This window comes from Roseibium sp. MMSF_3544 (genome assembly GCF_030732845.1).
GTDB lineage: Bacteria > Pseudomonadota > Alphaproteobacteria > Rhizobiales > Stappiaceae > Roseibium.
Genome location: NZ_JASHKA010000001.1, coordinates 303,236 through 321,086 on the forward strand (window position 1 = coordinate 303,236; position 17,851 = coordinate 321,086).

General features: G+C 57.9%; 16 protein-coding genes. 10 read left to right on the forward strand and 6 right to left on the reverse strand.

Annotated features, from left to right (window positions below; translation table 11 throughout):
• The first annotated feature begins 285 nt into the window (after positions 1 to 285).
• The 4 genes from RBB47_RS01385 to RBB47_RS01400 all read left to right on the forward strand — a co-directional run bounded on the left by RBB47_RS01385 (position 286) and on the right by RBB47_RS01400 (position 4,931).
• Positions 286 to 1,089: a UDP-2,3-diacylglucosamine diphosphatase gene (locus tag RBB47_RS01385; protein ID WP_305983924.1), complete on the forward strand. Its 804-nt coding sequence runs from the start codon at positions 286 to 288 to the stop codon at positions 1,087 to 1,089.
• Positions 1,086 to 2,135 (forward strand): glycosyltransferase family 1 protein, encoded by a 1,050-nt coding sequence (locus RBB47_RS01390; RefSeq protein ID WP_305983925.1) that lies wholly within the window; start codon positions 1,086 to 1,088, stop codon positions 2,133 to 2,135. Before RBB47_RS01385 ends, RBB47_RS01390 begins: the two co-directional genes overlap by 4 nt.
• Positions 2,136 to 2,267: 132 nt before the next feature.
• Positions 2,268 to 3,293: a threonine/serine dehydratase gene (locus RBB47_RS01395; RefSeq protein WP_305983926.1), complete on the forward strand. Its 1,026-nt coding sequence runs from the start codon at positions 2,268 to 2,270 to the stop codon at positions 3,291 to 3,293.
• Positions 3,294 to 3,599: 306 nt separating this feature from the next.
• Positions 3,600 to 4,931 carry a globin-coupled sensor protein gene (locus tag RBB47_RS01400; RefSeq protein WP_305983927.1) on the forward strand — a complete coding sequence of 444 codons (1,332 nt, stop codon included), beginning with the start codon at positions 3,600 to 3,602 and terminating at the stop codon, positions 4,929 to 4,931.
• A 107-nt stretch (positions 4,932 to 5,038) separates the two neighbouring features.
• Here RBB47_RS01400 and RBB47_RS01405 read toward each other — a convergent pair whose 3' ends face one another.
• On the reverse strand, positions 5,039 to 6,190 hold the full coding sequence (locus RBB47_RS01405; protein WP_305983928.1) for a protein phosphatase CheZ: 1,152 nt from the start codon (positions 6,188 to 6,190) through the stop codon (positions 5,039 to 5,041).
• A 130-nt stretch (positions 6,191 to 6,320) separates the two neighbouring features.
• Between RBB47_RS01405 and RBB47_RS01410 the strand changes: the two genes are divergently transcribed.
• Positions 6,321 to 7,514 (forward strand): MFS transporter, encoded by a 1,194-nt coding sequence (locus RBB47_RS01410; protein WP_305983929.1) that lies wholly within the window; start codon positions 6,321 to 6,323, stop codon positions 7,512 to 7,514.
• On the opposite strand, the gene dgcA is transcribed toward RBB47_RS01410, so the two are convergent.
• Both dgcA and dgcN read right to left on the reverse strand, forming a co-directional pair.
• Positions 7,511 to 8,494 (reverse strand): N-acetyl-D-Glu racemase DgcA, encoded by a 984-nt coding sequence (gene dgcA / locus RBB47_RS01415; protein ID WP_305983930.1) that lies wholly within the window; start codon positions 8,492 to 8,494, stop codon positions 7,511 to 7,513. The genes RBB47_RS01410 and dgcA overlap by 4 nt on opposite strands.
• On the reverse strand, positions 8,491 to 9,504 hold the full coding sequence (gene dgcN, locus RBB47_RS01420; protein ID WP_305983931.1) for an N-acetyltransferase DgcN: 1,014 nt from the start codon (positions 9,502 to 9,504) through the stop codon (positions 8,491 to 8,493). The genes dgcA and dgcN overlap by 4 nt, the downstream gene beginning before the upstream one ends.
• 92 nt (positions 9,505 to 9,596) lie before the next feature.
• On the opposite strand from dgcN, the gene RBB47_RS01425 reads away from it, so the two are divergent.
• The 4 genes from RBB47_RS01425 to RBB47_RS01440 are packed head-to-tail and all read left to right on the forward strand — an operon-like array spanning position 9,597 to position 14,201.
• Positions 9,597 to 10,745: an ABC transporter permease gene (locus tag RBB47_RS01425; RefSeq protein WP_305983932.1), complete on the forward strand. Its 1,149-nt coding sequence runs from the start codon at positions 9,597 to 9,599 to the stop codon at positions 10,743 to 10,745.
• Positions 10,742 to 11,563: an ABC transporter ATP-binding protein gene (locus RBB47_RS01430; RefSeq protein WP_371932723.1), complete on the forward strand. Its 822-nt coding sequence runs from the start codon at positions 10,742 to 10,744 to the stop codon at positions 11,561 to 11,563. Before RBB47_RS01425 ends, RBB47_RS01430 begins: the two co-directional genes overlap by 4 nt.
• A 10-nt stretch (positions 11,564 to 11,573) precedes the next feature.
• Positions 11,574 to 13,571, forward strand: coding sequence for an MlaD family protein (locus RBB47_RS01435; protein ID WP_305983933.1), 1,998 nt, complete (start codon positions 11,574 to 11,576; stop codon positions 13,569 to 13,571).
• A gap of 27 nt (positions 13,572 to 13,598) precedes the next feature.
• The gene (locus RBB47_RS01440; RefSeq protein WP_305983934.1) at positions 13,599 to 14,201 is read left to right on the forward strand and encodes an ABC-type transport auxiliary lipoprotein family protein; all 603 of its coding nucleotides are present in this window, start codon (positions 13,599 to 13,601) and stop codon (positions 14,199 to 14,201) included.
• A gap of 10 nt (positions 14,202 to 14,211) precedes the next feature.
• Here RBB47_RS01440 and RBB47_RS01445 read toward each other — a convergent pair whose 3' ends face one another.
• Genes RBB47_RS01445 through RBB47_RS01455 form a run of 3 tightly spaced genes read right to left on the reverse strand, consistent with a single transcriptional unit; the run spans position 14,212 to position 17,063 of the window.
• The gene (locus RBB47_RS01445) at positions 14,212 to 15,519 is read right to left on the reverse strand and encodes a TRAP transporter large permease (protein WP_305983935.1); all 1,308 of its coding nucleotides are present in this window, start codon (positions 15,517 to 15,519) and stop codon (positions 14,212 to 14,214) included.
• Between the two features lie 3 nt (positions 15,520 to 15,522).
• Complete coding sequence (locus RBB47_RS01450; RefSeq protein WP_305983936.1) at positions 15,523 to 16,035, reverse strand: TRAP transporter small permease; 513 nt, start codon at positions 16,033 to 16,035, stop codon at positions 15,523 to 15,525.
• Positions 16,035 to 17,063, reverse strand: a complete 1,029-nt coding sequence (locus tag RBB47_RS01455; RefSeq protein WP_305983937.1) for a TRAP transporter substrate-binding protein — start codon at positions 17,061 to 17,063, stop codon at positions 16,035 to 16,037. The genes RBB47_RS01450 and RBB47_RS01455 overlap by 1 nt, the downstream gene beginning before the upstream one ends.
• A gap of 174 nt (positions 17,064 to 17,237) precedes the next feature.
• Here RBB47_RS01455 and RBB47_RS01460 point away from each other — a divergent pair, with 174 nt between their 5' ends.
• Positions 17,238 to 17,744, forward strand: a complete 507-nt coding sequence (locus tag RBB47_RS01460; RefSeq protein WP_305983938.1) for a MarR family winged helix-turn-helix transcriptional regulator — start codon at positions 17,238 to 17,240, stop codon at positions 17,742 to 17,744.
• Positions 17,745 to 17,851 lie beyond the last annotated feature (107 nt).

Sequence of the window (17,851 nt, forward strand, 5' to 3'; positions counted from 1 at the left end):
CTGCCGGCCGTTGAGTGCGCGATTGCAGTTTGCTCGCTGCCGGGCTTCAGCGCACCCTCTACCAAGAGCGCCGCTCAGTGCGCAGACGATTGCTTTTTTTCCCCTTGGCCCCAAATCCATAGAGTGTCGCATGAAGTGCCGCTGGCACGGGTTCAGCTGTGCTTGCGGTGTCAAATTAATCATTAAAGTGGAAATCGGGGGCTCCTCACGAAGTCACCTGATTTGTCATAATAATGAAACTTGAATCGCGTCTATAGCGCTCCTAACGGAAATTGGAGAAGTGCCATGTCTACCGCAGAGGCATCGCGTCATTACCGGGCCTTGTTCATTTCGGATGTGCATCTGGGCACGCGCGGATGTCAGGCTGAATTTCTGCTGGACTTTTTAAAGGACAACGACGCCGAGACTATTTATCTGGTCGGTGACATTGTCGATGGCTGGCGTCTCAAAAAATCCTGGTACTGGCCGCAATTTCACAACGACGTGGTGCAAAAGATCCTTCGCAAGGCGCGCAAGGGAGCGCGGGTCTTCTACATTCCCGGGAATCACGACGAATTCCTGCGAAACTTCCTCGGTACGCATTTCGGCGGCGTGGAAGTGGCCGACAGCATCGTGCACGAGGCAGCGAACGGCAAACGCTATCTGGTCATCCACGGCGATCAGTTCGATGTGGTCATACGGCATGCCAAATGGCTCGCCTTTTTCGGCGACAAGGCCTATGTGACCGCGCTCAGCATCAACACATGGGTCAATTTCTTCCGCCGCCGTCTCGGTCTGACCTACTGGTCGCTTTCTGCCTGGGCAAAACTCAAGGTCAAGAACGCCGTGAGCTTTATCGGCCGGTTTGAAGAAACTCTCAGCGACGAAGCACGTCGGCAAGGTGTCGACGGCGTGATCTGTGGTCACATCCACCACGCAGCGAACAACGACATGAACGGTATTCACTACATCAATACCGGTGATTGGGTCGAAAGCTGCACCGCGGTGGCCGAGCATCATGACGGGACATTTGAGGTGATCCGATGGGTGGATCAGACCCAGGAGGGCATCGCGCCGACCAAGTCCAAGGAAGCCCCGGTCGCCGCATGAGTTCCATCTTGATCGTGACGGATGCCTGGCATCCGCAAATAAACGGTGTCGTCAGGTCGTTGGAGCGAACGGCCGAAGAGCTTGTCAAAATCGGCGTCAGGGTTGAGTTTCTGACGCCGCAGGCCTTCAGGACGTTGCCTTGCCCGACCTATCCCGAAATCCGCCTGTCGCTGACCCATCGCGGGGTCATTCGCCGGAAAATCCAGGAATTCGATTGCGAGCACCTGCACATTGCCACAGAGGGCCCGCTCGGCATTCTGGCGGCACGCGTTGCGCGCAAGGCGGGTCAGCCGTTTACGACGAGCTACCACACCCGTTTCCCGGAATATCTGTCCTCGCGTATGCCGGTGCCGTTGTCCTGGTCCTACGGATGGATGCGGCGTTTCCACAATTCTGGCGGTGGCTGCATGGTCGCAACGCAGTCACTGGAAAACGATCTGACGGCGCGGGGGTTCAAAAACCTGATGCGCTGGTCGCGCGGTGTCGACGAGGAGCTTTTCAAGCCCTATGAGGGTTCAGTTCTGCCGGACGACCTGCGGCGCCCGGTGTTCATGTATGTCGGCCGCGTTGCGATTGAAAAGAACATCAAAGCCTTTCTCGACTTAAGTTTGCCGGGGTCGAAGGTGGTTGTCGGTGGCGGTCCGCAGCTGGACGCCTTGCGACGTGAATATCCGGATACGCACTTTACCGGTGCCAAAATTGGCGAAGACCTTGCACGTCACTATTCGGATGGCGATGTCTTCGTGTTTCCCTCGCTGACGGACACGTTTGGCAACGTGATGCTCGAAGCGCTTGCCTGCGGTGTGCCCGTGGCTGCCTTTCCGGTGATGGGTCCGGTCGACGTGATCGGCGATACCGGAGCGGGAGTTCTGTCTGAAAATCTTCAGGAGGCGGCTGTGGCTGCTCTCAAGATACCTCGTGACCACTGCCGCAAGATCGCGATGAACTACACCTGGGCGGCAAGTGCACAGCAGTTTCTGGACAATTGCGTTGAGGCCAGCGACCTCTACAACAGTCTGTCGAACGACGCCAAAGCTGCTGAATGAAGTCGATATCGCTCTGAAGATCCTGGGCTGTTTAGGAGGCGGCGCCTGGAAATTCGACCGGCGATATTGAGTTAAGCTCGAATCCAAACTAGTCATCGGAACAGAAACGTATTTGCTTCTGGATCAATGCCGATGACCGACACCATTGCACACCCGAATTCAGATGCTCTTCCGGACTATTCCGGCAAGGCCGTCACCTTTGAGGACGTTGCCCAGGCAGCCGGACGGATCAAGGGGCATGCGGTGTTCACACCCTTGCTGCGTCATCCGGCACTTGATGAACGGACGGGATCGACCGTTCTGATCAAACCGGAGAACCTTCAGCGCAGCGGATCCTTCAAGTTTCGCGGCGCGTTCAACTGCCTGAACCAGATACCTGAAGACGACCGCAAGAATGGCGTTGTGGCCTGTTCTTCAGGTAACCACGCCCAGGGAGTTGCTGCGAGCGCAGCCATTCTGGGGATCCCGGCAACGATCGTGATGCCCGAAGACGCACCCAGGATCAAACTCCAGAGGACGCGTGATTTCGGAGCTGAGGTCGTCACATATGACCGGGAGCACGAGGACAGAGAAGCGATTGCCGCGCGCCTATGTGCCGACACCGGAGCAACCTTCGTTCACCCCTTCAATGATCCGGCGGTCATAGCAGGGCAGGGAACCGTCGGCCTCGAATTGGCCACTCAAGCGGAGGAAATTGGCATCCAGTTAGACGATGTTCTGGCCTGTACCGGAGGTGGTGGCCTTTCCAGCGGCATTGCACTCGCTCTTGCCTACAAATCTCCGGAAACACGGTTTCACACGGTCGAGCCCGAGCAGTTCGATGACTACAAGCGGTCGTTGGAAGCGGGAGCCCTATTGTCCAATGCCGCCAAGTCGGGGTCGGTCTGCGATGCGTTGCTTTCGGAAACGCCTGGCGAAATCGGCTTTTCCATTTTACGTCAGCTCGCGGCTGAGGGCGCGACGGTCTCCGATGAAGAAGCGTTGAAGGCAGTTGCTTTTGCTTTCCGGGAACTGAAGCTTGTGGTCGAACCGGGTGGCGCCGTAGCTCTCGCTGCGCTGCTGTCGGACAAGCTTTCCCTGCAGGGAAAGACAGTGGGCCTTGTTCTGACGGGTGGCAACGTTGACCCGGACATGTTGACACGTGCGCTGTCGCGCTAAGTCCGTCGGCTCGTTCGAGAATTTTCAACACGCAATATCCGACGGTTAGCTGGTAAAGTATATTGCAAGTTAGTTGATATAAGTATTTCTACGATATGCTCATGTAGGACTAACTACAAAGTATAACAAATCGAGGTAATTTTTGTCTTCGGAGTATGTTTTTGATATAGAAGCATTTTTTACTTAGGTAATTGAGAGAACAGCTTCCAAGGTAGGGCGCAGGCGATTTTTATTAACTTCTTGTTGATCCGGGTTGTGCAAATCTCCGGCGCAATACAACCAAAGTTTGTGGGAGCTTGGGCTGAAATGCAAGAGGTCACCTTGAGTGAGCGGCTTCGTTTTTTCCGGTTTACGGATGCGGAGCGGGAGCTGGCGCGGTCGACATGGCCGGTTATCGAAGCGGAAATGCCGGCGATCCTGGACGGATTTTATGAGCATGTGAAATCGGTTCCGCATCTTGCCGACCTTGTTGGAGACCAGCAGGACAGGCTGGTCGCTGCGCAGATGGCCCATTGGCAGTCGTTGTTTTCTGACGGTCCGGACGAACGTTACCTGGAGAGGGCTGTGCGAATCGGCCTCGCGCATGTCGGGATAGGCCTTGAGCCAAGCTGGTATATTGGCGGGTATTCCTTCGCGCTGAGCAAACTGAGCGAAGTCCTTGTCAAAAATCGTTTCATTGCCAGCAGGAAACTGACAGCCACGCTTAACATGGTGACAAAGCTCGTCATGCTCGACATGGACGTCGCGATTTCGACCTATCACAACAAGATGGTCGCTGACGCGGTTGAAAAGGAACAACAGCTCAAGGATGCCGTCGTCAGTTTCCAGGATGCTCTTGGCGCTGCGACCGGTGCCCTGGGTGCTGCGTCCGAGGAACTGGAGATTTCGTCAGGCAGCCTTAGCCGGGAGACCGGAGCGATCGGACAACGCGTGTCCACTATGGATGCGTCGTCCAACGAGACTGCGAGCGGTGTGCAGTCGAGCGCGACGGCGACCGAGGAAATGTCGGCTTCGATTATGGAGATCGGGCGACAGGCGGGCCAATCGAGGGAAATGGCGCAAAGAGCAGTGGAAGGTGCACAGAGCACAAATCAGACGGTGACTGAATTGGCGGGTTTCGCGGATCAGGTCGGGTCGGTGATTGGATTGATCTCCGATATCGCGGAGCAAACAAACCTTCTCGCTCTCAACGCAACCATCGAGGCGGCAAGAGCCGGTGAAATGGGAAAAGGATTTGCTGTCGTTGCTGCGGAAGTCAAGGAACTGGCCAGCCAGACCACCAAGGCAACCGATGAAATCACGGAACAGGTCGCAAGTATTCAACAGGCGACGAACAAGTCGGTGCAGGAGATCGAAGGCATAACGGCGGTCATTGAAGAGCTCTCCGAAATAGCGACCGGGATCGCTTCGGCGGTCGAACAACAGGCGTCGGCGACTGAGGAAATCTCCAGCAACGTTCAGGTCGCAGCCCAGGGAACGCAAGCGTTTACGACAGAAATCTCGGCGGTCAGGCAGTCAGTTGAAAGTGTTGAAGAAACCGCGGGCAGCATCCAGACCATGTCGGCATCTCTCAAGAACCATGCTGACGGTCTCAGCCAGCAGGCAGAGAACTTCTTCCGGAAAATCAGCAGTGGTTAAAGGAGTTAACTGTCGCGCCACCCACTACGAGGTGGTCGAGCGCGACATGCAACAAGAAAGGGCGTAGCAAATAGTTACGCCCTTTTCTGATTTCTGCGGTCATGAAATTAATTGAACAGTGCCTGACGCTCGGCCTCGGAAAGCTGCTTCAACGGGTCTGAGCTGGTTTCCTCGTCCGCCGCTGTCTCCTCGGTCAGTTCCCAGGCTTCATCGGCTTCTGCTTCTTCATCGGTCGCGCTGACTTCGCTGTCGAACAGCCTTTCGATGGCTGCTTCGTCCAGCGTGGCGTCCGGGTCTGCAGTGGCAAACTCATCGGTTTCGTCCGCGTCAGGCTCTTCAGTGGTTTCGTCGGCTTCGTCCGTTTCAGCAGGTGCGGACGCAAACATGTCATCGATTGCGGCTGCGTCCATTGTTGCGTCGGCTGCGGCCATGATGGCGTCGACGTCGGCGTCGCTGGCAGTTTCAGATGGCCCGGAGGCCTCGGCGGTTTCGACCGCAATATCGGCTCCGGCCTCTTCAAGCGCGGCGTTGAAAACATCGTCGCTGACCGACATCAGTTCATCGACGCTGTTCTGGCAAACACCGTTGCCTTTCAGTTGCGGGCCGTTCAGCAAGTGAGCATCCGGACGCTGGTCAACTGGACCTGCGTCGTCGCCCGCTTCCATGTCCTCAATACCCCAGATGTTGATCATGAGGTTGATGCGGCTTTCCAGGTATCTCAGAACCTGCACAACCTTGTTGGTGCGCTGGCCGGTCAGATCCTGGAAGGAACAGGCCATGAAGATTTCGGTCGCCTTGGCGTCAATGTCATCGCAGGCCGCGTTGTCCGCGCCGTTTTCACGTAATACCCAAGCCTGTTCCTGGATCTGTTCCGCAGCTTCGAGAATCGACTGAGTCGCGCCCTCGGTCTGGGTTACGATGGCATCAAGCTCGTGGGAGGCATCGACGAAGCGGTTGCTTTCGTCACCTTCGTCCTTGATGTTGGCGATCTCGGCCTTCGTCCGTTCGATCGCCTCGTGCATGTCGGCGATGTCGAGGCGGATCTGGTCGAGGTCCGGCACCTTGCGCTGCCGGGTTACGACCTTTTCAAGCCTTTGAATTGCCCCGAGAATCTCGGTTGTTTCCGGCGTCTGGTTGCGCTTGAGAAACTCCTTCAGGAACCGTCGCCCGCGATCGGATTCCATCAGGGTCTGTTCAAGAGTGTGATATTCGGCTTCGCCGATCACCTCTGGTTCTTCCTGTGTTGCTTCCGCTTTCATATGGACGCGAATCTCGACTTGCCTAAGGATCGTGTGTTGCCTTAACACGGACAACTTCGCTCTGAGCGTAGGGTGAAAATCGTTAACATCCCTTTATGCAAGCGTGGTTCGAGGCCTTGCTCGTGACTTTATGACAAAAATATCCAGCAGTATTAGCGCCCGGGTTGCTGCCTTGTTTGCTTGCCACTTTTTCGGGTTTGGACTTTTCTTGCCGTTTTTCCCGCTTGTGCTGGAATTTCGCGGACTGAGCGCTGCTGAAATCGGATTTATACTTGGTGTCGGGACCATCGCCCGCACCGCAGCCAGCCCAATATTGTCAAATATTGCAGATAGAACCGGTCAACGGCGTCTGTCTATCCTGATTTACTCGCTCATAGGGGCAGGCTTCATTTCGATGTTGTTCCTGCCCGGCGGGCTGCTTCTCGCTGGAACGGCCATTATCGGGTACATGGTGGTCAAGGGACCGGTTCTGCCGCTCAGCGATGCCTACGCATTGGACGTTTCGAAAAACACGGGCGCAGACTACGCCAGGATGAGGCTCTGGGGATCTGTCGGCTTCATCGTTGCCAACATGGCCGGCGGAGCGCTTGCGACCGCAACTTCCTCATGGCTCGTGCTGGCATTGACCGCGCTGTCATCCATTGTGACCGGCGCAGTCGTGATGTCATTGCCACGGCAACATCGCGACCAGGCAGATGAGAGCGGCAACGAGACCGGCCAGGTTGCTCCCTTTCGAGAAATCTGGTTCTGGCCAGTTCTTGTTGTTCTCGGGCTGTTTCAGGCATCCCACGCTGCGTTTTACGGTTTCGGCACGATTTATCTGCAGGCGAACCATGTTCCGGACTTTGCCATTGGCGCACTCTGGGCCATCGGCGTTGTTGCCGAAGTCGCACTTTTCACGGTTGCCGGAAAACTCTCGCTGCGCTTCGACCCGCCGACCTTCCTGATCGTCGCAGGCATCGCGTCCGTCATTCGCTGGGTTCTGTTTCCGTTTGCCGACACGCTCGCGTTTCTGGTCGCGTTGCAGCTTCTGCACGGGCTGACTTTCGGGGCCGCCCATCTCGGCGCGGTTGCAATCCTGTCGAAGGTCGTTCCCTCCCGATGGGCCGGGACGGGGCAGGGACTGTTCATGATGTCGATCGGCGTACAGATGTCCGCTGGACTTGCGGTCTCCGGAGCGATTTACGAGACCGATCCGCATGCCCCGTTTTATCTCATGGCTGCCGTCGCCGCAGTCGGCACGGTAGCCCTAATTGTTCTGACGCCAATGATCCGTCGGCAGATCAGGATGAGAGTAGTGCAGGGAATCGAGAGCTCTGGCTAGCCCCAAAGCGCCCCGACAGGCGGATAAAGCGTGCTGCCTTCGAACGTCAGTCCCGGCGACCGGTCATGGGCGAGCAGGAGCGGTCCGTCCAGATCGACAAAGTCGACCTTTTGCGCAAGCAAAACGGCGGGCGCCATCGCGAGCGAAGTTCCGAGCATACAGCCGACCATAACCTTGAAGTCGGCGCCGCGGGCGGCATCCAGAAGCTTAAGCGCTTCGGTCAGCCCGCCGGCCTTGTCGAGCTTGATGTTGACCGCATCGTATTTCGTTTTCAGGCCATCGAGGCCCTTGCCGGGCGAAAGGCTCTCGTCAGCGCAGATGGCGATGGGATGGTCTATCGAAGCAAGAAGATCGTCCTCTTTTGCCGGTAACGGCTGTTCGATGAGCTCAACACCGGCGGTGACACAGGCGTTCATGTTCTCCTGAAAACAGGTTTCGTCCCAGGCTTCGTTGGCATCGACAATCAAGGTGCTTTGCGGCGCTGCTTTGCGAACCGCGAGAATGCGTGCGGCGTCGCCCGGACCGGCCAGTTTGACCTTCAACAGGGGGCGGTCGGCAGCAGCAGATGCCTTTTCAGCCATCTGTTCGGGCGTGTCGACGCTGATCGTGAAAGCGGTTGTGACCGGATGCAGTTCGCCGATGCCGGCGATCTCGGCTGCAGGACGGCCCGAGCTCTTAGCTTCAAGGTCCCAAAGTGCACAATCCACCGCATTCCGGGCAGCCCCTGGCGGCATTGCGTTGAGCAAGTCGTCTCTCGACAGTCCGGATTTCAGGAGCGGAGCGATTTCCTCGATCTGCGTTTGTACGGTTTCCAGCGTCTCGCCATAGCGCGGATAGGGAACGCACTCGCCACGGCCTGAAAAGTCGCCATCGCCGATGGCAACGACCACCACCTGTGCATGTGTTCTTGTCTCACGCGAGATCTTGAAACCGCCTGCAATTTCATAGCGCTGCGCTTCGATGCTGACAGTTCGATTCATGGGGCACCGTATTCGGCAGCGACCTTGTCGACGATTGCTTCCATGCCGTAACGGACCGGGTCGGTGGCAGGCAGCCCGTGCTTTTCTCCAACCTTGGCGAGAAAGGCGAGGGCTTCGTCGTCATCCAGAGCGGCTGTGTTGACCGCAATGCCGATGCACTGAATATCCGGATTGGTCAGCCGCCCGCACTGTATCGTCATGTCGATGACCTGCTGGATTGTCGGCAGGGGTGTTTCGACACCGCGCATTTTCGTGCGGGTCGGTTCGTGGCAGACGATGAACCCGTCCGGCTGTGACCCGTGAAGAAGGCCGAGCGTGACGCCCGCGAAAGAGGGATGAAACAGCGATCCCTGGCCCTCGATGATCTGCCACTGGTCTTCCTCGACGTCCGGCGAAATCCATTCGGCGGCGCCGGAGATGAAATCGGCAACAACGGCATCCAGGGCAACACCGCGCCCGGAAATGAAGACGCCTGTCTGCCCGGTTGCGCAGAAAGCGCTTTTGTAGCCGCGCTCTGACATGGCACGATCCATGGCCAGTGCGGTGTATTTCTTGCCGACAGAACAGTCGGTTCCAACGGCCAGTATCCGTTTGCCGGAGCGTTTCGTGCCCTTGCCGGTTGCGAAGGTCATGGTGTTGTGTCGGACATCGTGAAGCTGACGTCCGTTTCGCTCCGCCGCTTCAAGGATTTCAGGAACGTCCCCAAGACGCACATGAAGACCGGAAGCGACATCCAGGCCCGCATCCAGCGCTTCGACGACAGACGTGATCCAGTGATCGGGAAGCCGGCCACCTGCGTTCACCGCGCCGATGATCATTGTTTTCGCGCCGGCGGCGGCGCCATCGCCGATACTCATGTCGGTTAGGCCCGTGTCTGCGGCGCAGCCCGGCAACCGGACCTGTCCGATGCACCAGTCCTTGCGCCAGTCGACGATACCGATGGCAGTCTTGGCGGCCAACGCATCAGGGACGTCGCCGAGGAACAAAAGATAGGGACGGGCAATTTCCATGGACAAAGCTTTCAAGTGGCTGCTGGACGTTGAAGTTCTCCATCAGGTATACGGGGGATATCGAACCAGCGGCAAGAGGGCAGCCATCCGGAATGGCATTCTTGGAAAAAAACATTGAACCGGCGATGCAACTGGAGCCGGACGGCCCGGATCACCAGTACCTTGCTCTCTCAGGCGACTGGACCGTCAGTACGATCGGCGACGCTGAAAATGCGATTGGCAAGCTCAACGTTGCCAAGGACCGGCTGACCTGCATCGACGTTTCCAAAATCGAACACCTGGATACCAGCGGCGCCTGGCTGATTCACAGAACCCGCGGGCGGCTGGAATTTGAGGGGCGCAAGGTCGGGCTGACCGGCGTGACGCCGACCCGGAAACTGCTGTTCGACGAGATTGAGCATCACCATCCGCCAAGGTACAAACCGGACCGCAGCGGCTTCACGATTGTCGGTTTCCTCGAAGCGACGGGAAAGCAGATGGTCGATTCCGGCAAGGACGGCCTGGCGATGCTGCACATCCTCGGGTCGTTGGGACTGGTCTTGTCGACCGTCCTGTTCAACCCAAGGCGCCTTCGAAGCATCTCGATTGCCGTGCAATTCGACCGCAGCTGTATCGGTGCGGTGCCGATCGTTGCCCTGATGAGTTTCCTGATCGGCGCAATCATTTCACAGCAGGGCGGCTTCTACCTCAAACAGTTCGGTGTCGATATCTACGTGGTCGACCTTGCGGGTATTCTTATTCTTCGCGAGATTGGCGTCATCCTGACGGCGATTATGGTTGCGGGCCGATCCGGCTCGGCCTTTACCGCGGAACTGGGCGCCATGCGCATGCAGGAAGAGGTGGATGCGCTGCATGTGATTGGGCTCAGCGTTACCGAAGTGCTCGTCCTGCCGCGCATTCTGGCGCTCATGATCGCGCTGCCCATCCTGACGTTCATCGCGGATATGTCGGCGCTGTTCGGGTCCTTGCTTGTCACCTGGGCGTATCTCGATATTCCACCGGCCGCATTCATCACGCAATTGCAGGTGGCAATCACACCCGAGACGCTGGCCGTGGGTATGATCAAGGCGCCGTTCATGGCGCTCATCGTGGGCCTGATTGCCTGTGTGGAAGGACTGAAAGTGGAAGGTTCTTCGGAATCTCTTGGACGGCACACCACCATGTCGGTCGTTAAAGCGATTTTCCTGGTGATTGTCGTGGACGGCTTCTTTGCCATGTTCTTTGCCGCAATTGGAGTATGACCAGAAAGATGTCGCTTACCCAGCCAGAAGACATCAGCGAAGAAGCGATCGCGCCCAACGTAGAGACGGAAAACGTTCTGTCTGTACGAGGGGTCACCGTGGGTTTCGGCGACAAGATCATCCTGCAGGACCTTGATCTCGATGTGCGGCGCGGCGAAGTGCTAGGATTCGTCGGCGGGTCGGGAACGGGCAAATCCGTGCTGATGCGAACGATTCTCGGTCTGACACCCAAGCGCAACGGCACCATCAAGGTCTTCGGGCATGATCTTTCCACTGCAAATGCGCAGGAACGCAAGAGCATCGAAAGGCGCTGGGGCGTGCTGTTTCAGCAAGGGGCGTTGTTTTCCTCGCTCACCGTCAAGCAGAACATTCAGGTGCCGATGCGCGAGTATCTCAAGCTGTCGCCGGAACTGATGGATGAGCTCGCAACGTTGAAACTGGAACTGGTCGGCTTGCCGCAGGACGCTGCGGACAAATTGCCGTCGGAACTCTCGGGCGGGATGGTCAAACGTGCAAGTCTCGCGCGTGCGCTTGCACTTGACCCGGATTTGGTGTTTCTGGACGAGCCGACGTCCGGGCTGGACCCGATCGGGGCGGCGGCATTCGATTCGTTGATAGAAAACTTGAGTTCGACCCTCGGATTGACCGTTTATATGGTCACACATGATCTGGATAGCCTGCATTCCATCTGCAATCGCATTGCAGTTCTTGGGAAAAAACGTGTTCTGGCTATCGGAACCATGGACGATATGATGAAAAATGATGATCCCTGGATTAAAGAGTATTTCAGGGGTGAACGGGCGCTGCGCCGAGCATAGGTTGGACTGAATGGAAACCCGCGCAAGTTATATCTGGATCGGTTCCTTCATGGTTGCCGTTTTGGCTGCTGCGTTCGGGTTCGTCTTCTGGCTCGCCGCAACGGCCGAGTCCCGCCAGAACGTTGAACTCAAGATCATTTACCCAGGCCCCGTAACCGGCCTGCCGGTCGGGGGACAGGTTCTTTTCAACGGGATCAAGGTCGGGGATGTGAAAACGTTGGATTTCGCACCCGATGATCCGACCAAGGTTGTCGCCACTGTCGGCATCAAGCCGACAACGCCGATACGCGAAGACACCAAGGCAACCCTGAATTTCACCGGCCTGACGGGCATCGCCTATGTTGACCTGTCCGGTGGGACGTCGTCTTCACCGTTGCTGCTGGGCAAGGATGACGGCAAGGTACCGGTTCTTTATGCCGAAAGATCCTTCTTCGACGACATTGTTGACGGCGCGCGTGATGTTCTCAAGCGCACCGATACGACGATGAAAACGATTGAGGAAATCCTGGTCGACAACAAGCCGGCGATCAACGAAACGATCCAGAACGTGGAGACTTTCTCGGCCGCTCTTGCCGCCAATTCCGACGGGGTCAAGGACTTCATGGCCAGCATCGGTCAGGCGTCAGAAGCGTTTTCAAGTCTGTCCGGACGCCTTGAAAAGCTTGTCGATCAGGGTGAGCGTCTGCTGGCGGCGGTGCCGTCCGACAAGGTCACGGCGATTGTCGACGACCTGAGCAAATTCTCCGACAGCCTTGGCAAGGCCAGCGACGACATCGATCTTCTGATGTCGGACGCGCAAAGCGCTGCCAAGGAACTCGACACGTTCACCAAGAAGCTCAATGAGGGCCTTGGCCACGTCCAGACCATCGTTCAGGCGGTGAAGCCGGAAGAAGTTGAAAGCGTCATGAAAGGCGCGGCGGCGCTCGGCACCGTCCTTCAGGACCGGACCGGCGACATCGACAAGCTGATCACGGCAACCAGCGAAACGATGCAGGGCGTCAACAATATCGTCGAAGTCGTGCAGCAGCGCGAAGGTGCGATTTCCGACATTCTGGAAGGCGGCCGCGATGTCGTCGTGAAGGTCGATGCGATCGTTTCACGGGGGGTCGAAATCGCTTCGGCAATCGATCCGCTACAGATCGAAGAGGTTGTTGCCTCGGTCAACACCTTCACCACGGGCATAAATGCATCGCTCCTGCGCGTGGATGAAGTTCTGGCCAGCGTCGATCCGGAGACGGTCGGCAATGCGGTCGACGGCGTTGCCAGCGTGATCGACAATTTCAACAATCAGCAAAGCCAGATCAACGAGATCATCGCATCGACGAAATCGACGGTGCAGAATTTTGAAGCGGTTTCCGCGACTGTCCGCGATCAGGACGACCGGATCGCCGCTCTGATCACCGACGTTCAGGAAGCTGCGGAGCGCTTCGCGGAAACACTTCAGACTGCCGATAACCTGCTCCAGGCTGTCGATCCGGAAAAGGTCGCCAATATTGTCGGCTCCGTGGAAACCACTGCGTCGGAGCTTGCCAGCCAGGAAAACGGCATTCCGGCAATCCTGCAGAGCGCCCAGAAGGCTGCCGACAATGTTCAGCAGATGACGGCGGATCTTTCCAAGCGCACGCCGGATGTGGATCAGATCATCACCGATGCCAAGCAGATGACGGCAACGCTGAACGCAACGTCTGTACGGGTTGAAAGCCTGGTGGAAAAGGTGTCGACCATGGTGGATGGCGACGGCGAGGGGCTGATCAAGGAAGCAACGCTTGCTGCGCAGGCGATCCGGAAAGTGGCCGTTGCCTTCGAAAGCCGTGCGGACTCCATTGCCGGTGGCCTTGCAAAATTCGCGACGCAGGGGTCATCGGACTTCACGGCGGCGCTGGGACAGGTTAATCGGACGCTGGTGTCGATCCAAAGGGCGGCGGAAAGCTTCGAACGCAGTCCGAACCGGGTCATCTTCGGAGGCGAGGATGTTCCGACTTTCTCCGGCGGCGGCCGGCGCAGATAACGAAAAAGACGTATAAAGGCAGGGCGTATGACAAAGGCAACCAACGACATGACCCGCCGGGGCGTTCTGGGCGCTCTCGGGCTCGCCGTGGTGGTGTCCGGCTGCTCGAGCACGGCACCGTCTGCCTTTTACAGTCTGACATCTGCCGACGTTGACAGCTTGCAGGGCCGTTCTAGTCGTGTCCAGGTACTGGTCGCCCCGCCACGCGCGCTTAAGGCGCTCGACACGAGCTATATCGCCGTTGTCGATGACGGGCCCGTCTACAGCTACTATCCGAAATCAGCCTGGGCAGACACGCTGCCCAACGTGGTTCAGGCCAAACTTCAGGAAACACTGCAAAATACCGGTCGCCTGCGCGGTGTCGGCCTGCCGGGCGATGGTCTCCTGATCGATTATCAGCTTCAGACCGAAATCCGGAAATTCGAGCTTCAGGTCTCGGGGAACCGAGCCGTTGTTGAAATTTCTGCCCGGGTGGTCAACGACCGGAACGGGCGGACCGTGGCAACACAGGTCTTCCGCGCCGAAACACCGGCAGGCAGCGCATCCGTCGACAAGGCGGTGGAAGCCATGAATGCCTCCGCGGACCGGGTCTTTGCCGAAATGGCGGCCTGGACGCTCCGAAACGTCTAAGGCCTTCAGCTCAAATCAGCATCAAGGATAGCGCGGGGACCGCGATCAGCAGGGCCAGCCGAAATATGTCGGCTGCCCAAAAGGGCAGGACGCCGGCGAAAATCGTCCGAAGCGGTACGTCCGTCAGGACCGAGCGCAACACAAAGACATTCAGGCCGATCGGAGGCGAGATCAGGCTGATCTCGGTAACGACGACCACAACGATGCCGAACCAGATCAGAACCATTTCCGGATCGCTGAGGATGCCTGTCCCGAAATCGAGTGAGGTTACCAGCGGAAAGAAGACCGGCACCGTCAGCAGGATCATGGAAAGGCTCTCCAGGACGGCTCCAAGCACGATATAGATCAGGACCAGCACCAACATCACAACGTAGGCATTGACGTCGAGCGACTGGACGAAGGTCAGCAGGGCATCGGGGACACCGGCATAGCTGATGAAGTTTGAAAAGACTTCCGCACCGATAATGATGGCGAAGATCATCGCAGTGGTGCGGGCGCAGTTGAGCCCTGCGGTAAAGAGCTTTTCGAAGGTCAATCCGCCGGACAGGAACGCGATAACCAGAGCCGTTGCCGCGCCGATTGCAGCCGCTTCCGTGGGTGTGAAAAACCCGCCATAGATGCCGATCATGATCACGGCAAAGAGGCCGAGGACGGCGAGAACGCCCCAGACATCCTTGCGTTCCAGTGTGATGTCGTCATGCTCGCCCGGGGCGAGCGCAGGCCTCAACAGCACGGTCACGTACACCGCCGCAAGGTAAAACAGGACCCCGAGAAGACCCGGTATGATCCCGGCGACAAACAGTTTGCCTATATCGGCTTCCGTCAACAGGCCGTAGATGATCAGGATCACGCTTGGTGGAATCAGGATGCCGAGGGTGCCGCCTGCCGCGATGGAGCCGGTTGCAAGGCTGTCGGCGTAGCCGGCCTTGCGCATGGAGGGCATTGCGACCTTGGACATGGTCGCTGCCGTTGCAAGCGATGATCCGCAGACGGCGGAGAACCCGCCGCAGGCGACGATCGAGGCCATGGCGAGCCCGCCGCGCATGCGGTGCAGGAGCGAATGGGCGGTGCTGAAGAGAGATTGGCTGACGCCGGAGATGGTCAGCAAGTTGCCCATCAGGATAAAGAGCGGGATGACCGACAGCGTGTAGGACAGGCCGGTGTCGAACGCAGCATTGCCCAGAAGGTTGAGGGCCGCATTCCAGTTGCGCAGCGCGGCGAAGCCGGCCGTGCCGACAATGATCATGGCGACGGCGATCGGAACGCGCAGCAGGACGAGCCCGAAGAGGGCCACAAAACCAATTAAAGCTTCAAGCACGTGTCAGGCCTTTTTGCGCAAGCGAGCGATGGTCCAGAAAACGGCGATGACAGCGGAAACTGCAAAAGACGCCGTGCCGAGCCAGCCAATCAGGTAAAGCGGAATTTCAAGGGAGTCGGTAACTTGTTCGCGGCGCTGAAGTTTTTCGGCATGTTCGAAAAGCTCCAGGGCGACCACCGCGAAGACGCCAACCGTTGCAACACCCGCGCAAATCGCGCCAAAAGCTTGAAAAACCTTGCTCTTCAGACCGTCCAGCAACTCGACTTCGATGTGTTCACCGGCCGCTGTCGTCAGGGGCAGGGCAAGAAAGATCAGAGACGCGAGCAGCAACTGTGTCAGTTCATAGGCGCCGTTCACAGGGCTGTTGAAGAGGTAACGTGCGACGACATCGACACAGGTGAGAGCGATCATCGCCGCGAGCACCGCAAGGCAGGCAAGCCCGAGCAGGAAGGTGGCGCCGCGCCGCAATCCGTTTGTCCAGTGCGGCGCGGCCTTGTCAGACCCTGTCTGCGTCATCAGTTGGCGATACCGGTCTGGGTCCGCATTTCGGCAAGCGCTGCAGCACCGTCAAATCCGGTTTCCTTGACAGCTTCTGCCCAGGTGGCTTCGTGTTTTGCCGCAAGTTCTTCGATCTTGCTGAGCACAGCCGCCGGCGCATCGTAGACTTCGACGTCCTTGTCGGTGATGTATTCGGCACCACGTGCATCAGCACCGTCCCAAACGCCACCTGCCAGTTCGGCAAGAGCTGAGCCGGAAACCGCTTCAATGGCAGCCTTGTCCTCATCGGACAGTCCGTCCCAGACATCTTCGTTCATCACCATGAACCAGGACGTATTGTAGATGCCGCCCGGGACTTTCATGGATGAATTGACATAGTCGGTGAGTTTGAATGCCTGAAGGGCTTCTATGGGGAAGGTGACACCGTCGATCACGCCGCGCGAGAGCTTTTCATAGACCTCGCCCGGACCCATGAACTGGGTGGTGATGCCGAGATCCTGCGACAGGTCGGCGATGTAACCGCCGGGGGTTCGGATCTTGAGGCCGGAGAAGTCGGCAGGAGCTTCGATTTTGCGCTGGTTGTTGTGGAACATGCCGGGTCCGTGAATCCACAGTCCGAGCAACTTGGTTCCCTGGTGTTCTGCCTGTGCATCGAGCTTGCCGCCATAGACATCCCAATACGCCTTGGAACCGTCGGTCGCCGTGTCGGCTATGAACGAGAATTGTCCGATGCGCGAGCGCAGGAACCGGTCATCCCGCGTGAAGGAATGCAGACCATAGGTGATGTCCGCAACGCCATCGGCGGCAAGATCGTAGTGGGCCGGCGGCGGGCCGAGCGGCTTGGGAAGGATACGCACGGTCACACGGCCGTCGGTAGCGTCGGCGACCTGCTGTGCCCAGGGTTCCATGACACCTGTGACGATTGGGTGTTTCGGCGGTAGCCAGGACGACAGCACCAGCTCGTCAGCCACTGCGCTGGCCACAAATCCGGACAGAGCCGTTGCTGTCAGGCCGGCCAGTATTGAAAGGCACTTGATGGATTTCACGGTTTCCTCCTCCCGTTATCCCGCTGATCGCCCGTCTTCCACGGAAAATCAGCGATTTCAGAACGCGTCACTCGAAAATAGTTGCATGTGAAACTAAGTCAATCTTAAAATCAATCCCCAATCCGTATGAATGATCGAGGCCATAGGACCGTGCCCGAAGAAATCAGAAGCAAGATGCAAACGCGTGCTGGCCGGGGCGGGGAGCAGGCAGACAGATCGGTGCCCGGTTTCGAGCTGCAGACCTTCTTTCCCTATCTCGTGCGCGTCTTTTACAGCGATGTCACCAGTGCGCTTTCGGAGGTTTATCAGCGTGACTATGGCATGATGCCGGCCGAATGGCGCACCATGGCGATCCTTGGATCCGCGTCCTTGGGCCTCCAGGCGAGTGAAATCGTTTCACGCTCTTCCATGGACAAAGTGGTTGTCAGCCGGGCCGTCAAGCGCATGGAAGAACGCGGATATCTGACCCGGTCGGCGAATTCGGAAGATGGGCGGAGCCAGTTGCTTGAGCTCTCCGGCGAGGGACGGGCGGTTTATGATGATCTTGCGCCGAAGCTTCTGGCGGTTGAACGAAAAATGCTAAGCGGGCTCACGGAGGCGGAAATCGCTGGGTTTCTGGCTGTGGCGCAGCGGATACGGGACAATCTGGCAGAGGCTGGGGACGCCAAGGGCGAGCCTTGACTACGGCCGTTCAGGGCCCCGCAGCGCACAATAAGCCAAAGCTGCTGCACGACGATAAAATGTCGTGCCATGACTTGACCCGCCGCTTTTCGGTTTGGTGGCAATTG

What these genes read in the sequence shown, in the direction of transcription:
- RBB47_RS01385 (WP_305983924.1), top strand. Translation starts at nt 286, where the DNA reads ATGTCTACCGCAGAGGCATCGCGTCATTACCGGGCCTTGTTCATTTCG.
- RBB47_RS01390 (WP_305983925.1), top strand. Translation starts at nt 1,086, where the DNA reads ATGAGTTCCATCTTGATCGTGACGGATGCCTGGCATCCGCAAATAAAC.
- RBB47_RS01395 (WP_305983926.1), top strand. Translation starts at nt 2,268, where the DNA reads ATGACCGACACCATTGCACACCCGAATTCAGATGCTCTTCCGGACTAT.
- RBB47_RS01400 (WP_305983927.1), top strand. Translation starts at nt 3,600, where the DNA reads ATGCAAGAGGTCACCTTGAGTGAGCGGCTTCGTTTTTTCCGGTTTACG.
- RBB47_RS01405 (WP_305983928.1), bottom strand. Translation starts at nt 6,190, where the DNA reads ATGAAAGCGGAAGCAACACAGGAAGAACCAGAGGTGATCGGCGAAGCC.
- RBB47_RS01410 (WP_305983929.1), top strand. Translation starts at nt 6,321, where the DNA reads ATGACAAAAATATCCAGCAGTATTAGCGCCCGGGTTGCTGCCTTGTTT.
- dgcA (WP_305983930.1), bottom strand. Translation starts at nt 8,494, where the DNA reads ATGAATCGAACTGTCAGCATCGAAGCGCAGCGCTATGAAATTGCAGGC.
- dgcN (WP_305983931.1), bottom strand. Translation starts at nt 9,504, where the DNA reads ATGGAAATTGCCCGTCCCTATCTTTTGTTCCTCGGCGACGTCCCTGAT.
- RBB47_RS01425 (WP_305983932.1), top strand. Translation starts at nt 9,597, where the DNA reads ATGGCATTCTTGGAAAAAAACATTGAACCGGCGATGCAACTGGAGCCG.
- RBB47_RS01430 (WP_371932723.1), top strand. Translation starts at nt 10,742, where the DNA reads ATGACCAGAAAGATGTCGCTTACCCAGCCAGAAGACATCAGCGAAGAA.
- RBB47_RS01435 (WP_305983933.1), top strand. Translation starts at nt 11,574, where the DNA reads ATGGAAACCCGCGCAAGTTATATCTGGATCGGTTCCTTCATGGTTGCC.
- RBB47_RS01440 (WP_305983934.1), top strand. Translation starts at nt 13,599, where the DNA reads ATGACAAAGGCAACCAACGACATGACCCGCCGGGGCGTTCTGGGCGCT.
- RBB47_RS01450 (WP_305983936.1), bottom strand. Translation starts at nt 16,035, where the DNA reads ATGACGCAGACAGGGTCTGACAAGGCCGCGCCGCACTGGACAAACGGA.
- RBB47_RS01460 (WP_305983938.1), top strand. Translation starts at nt 17,238, where the DNA reads ATGCAAACGCGTGCTGGCCGGGGCGGGGAGCAGGCAGACAGATCGGTG.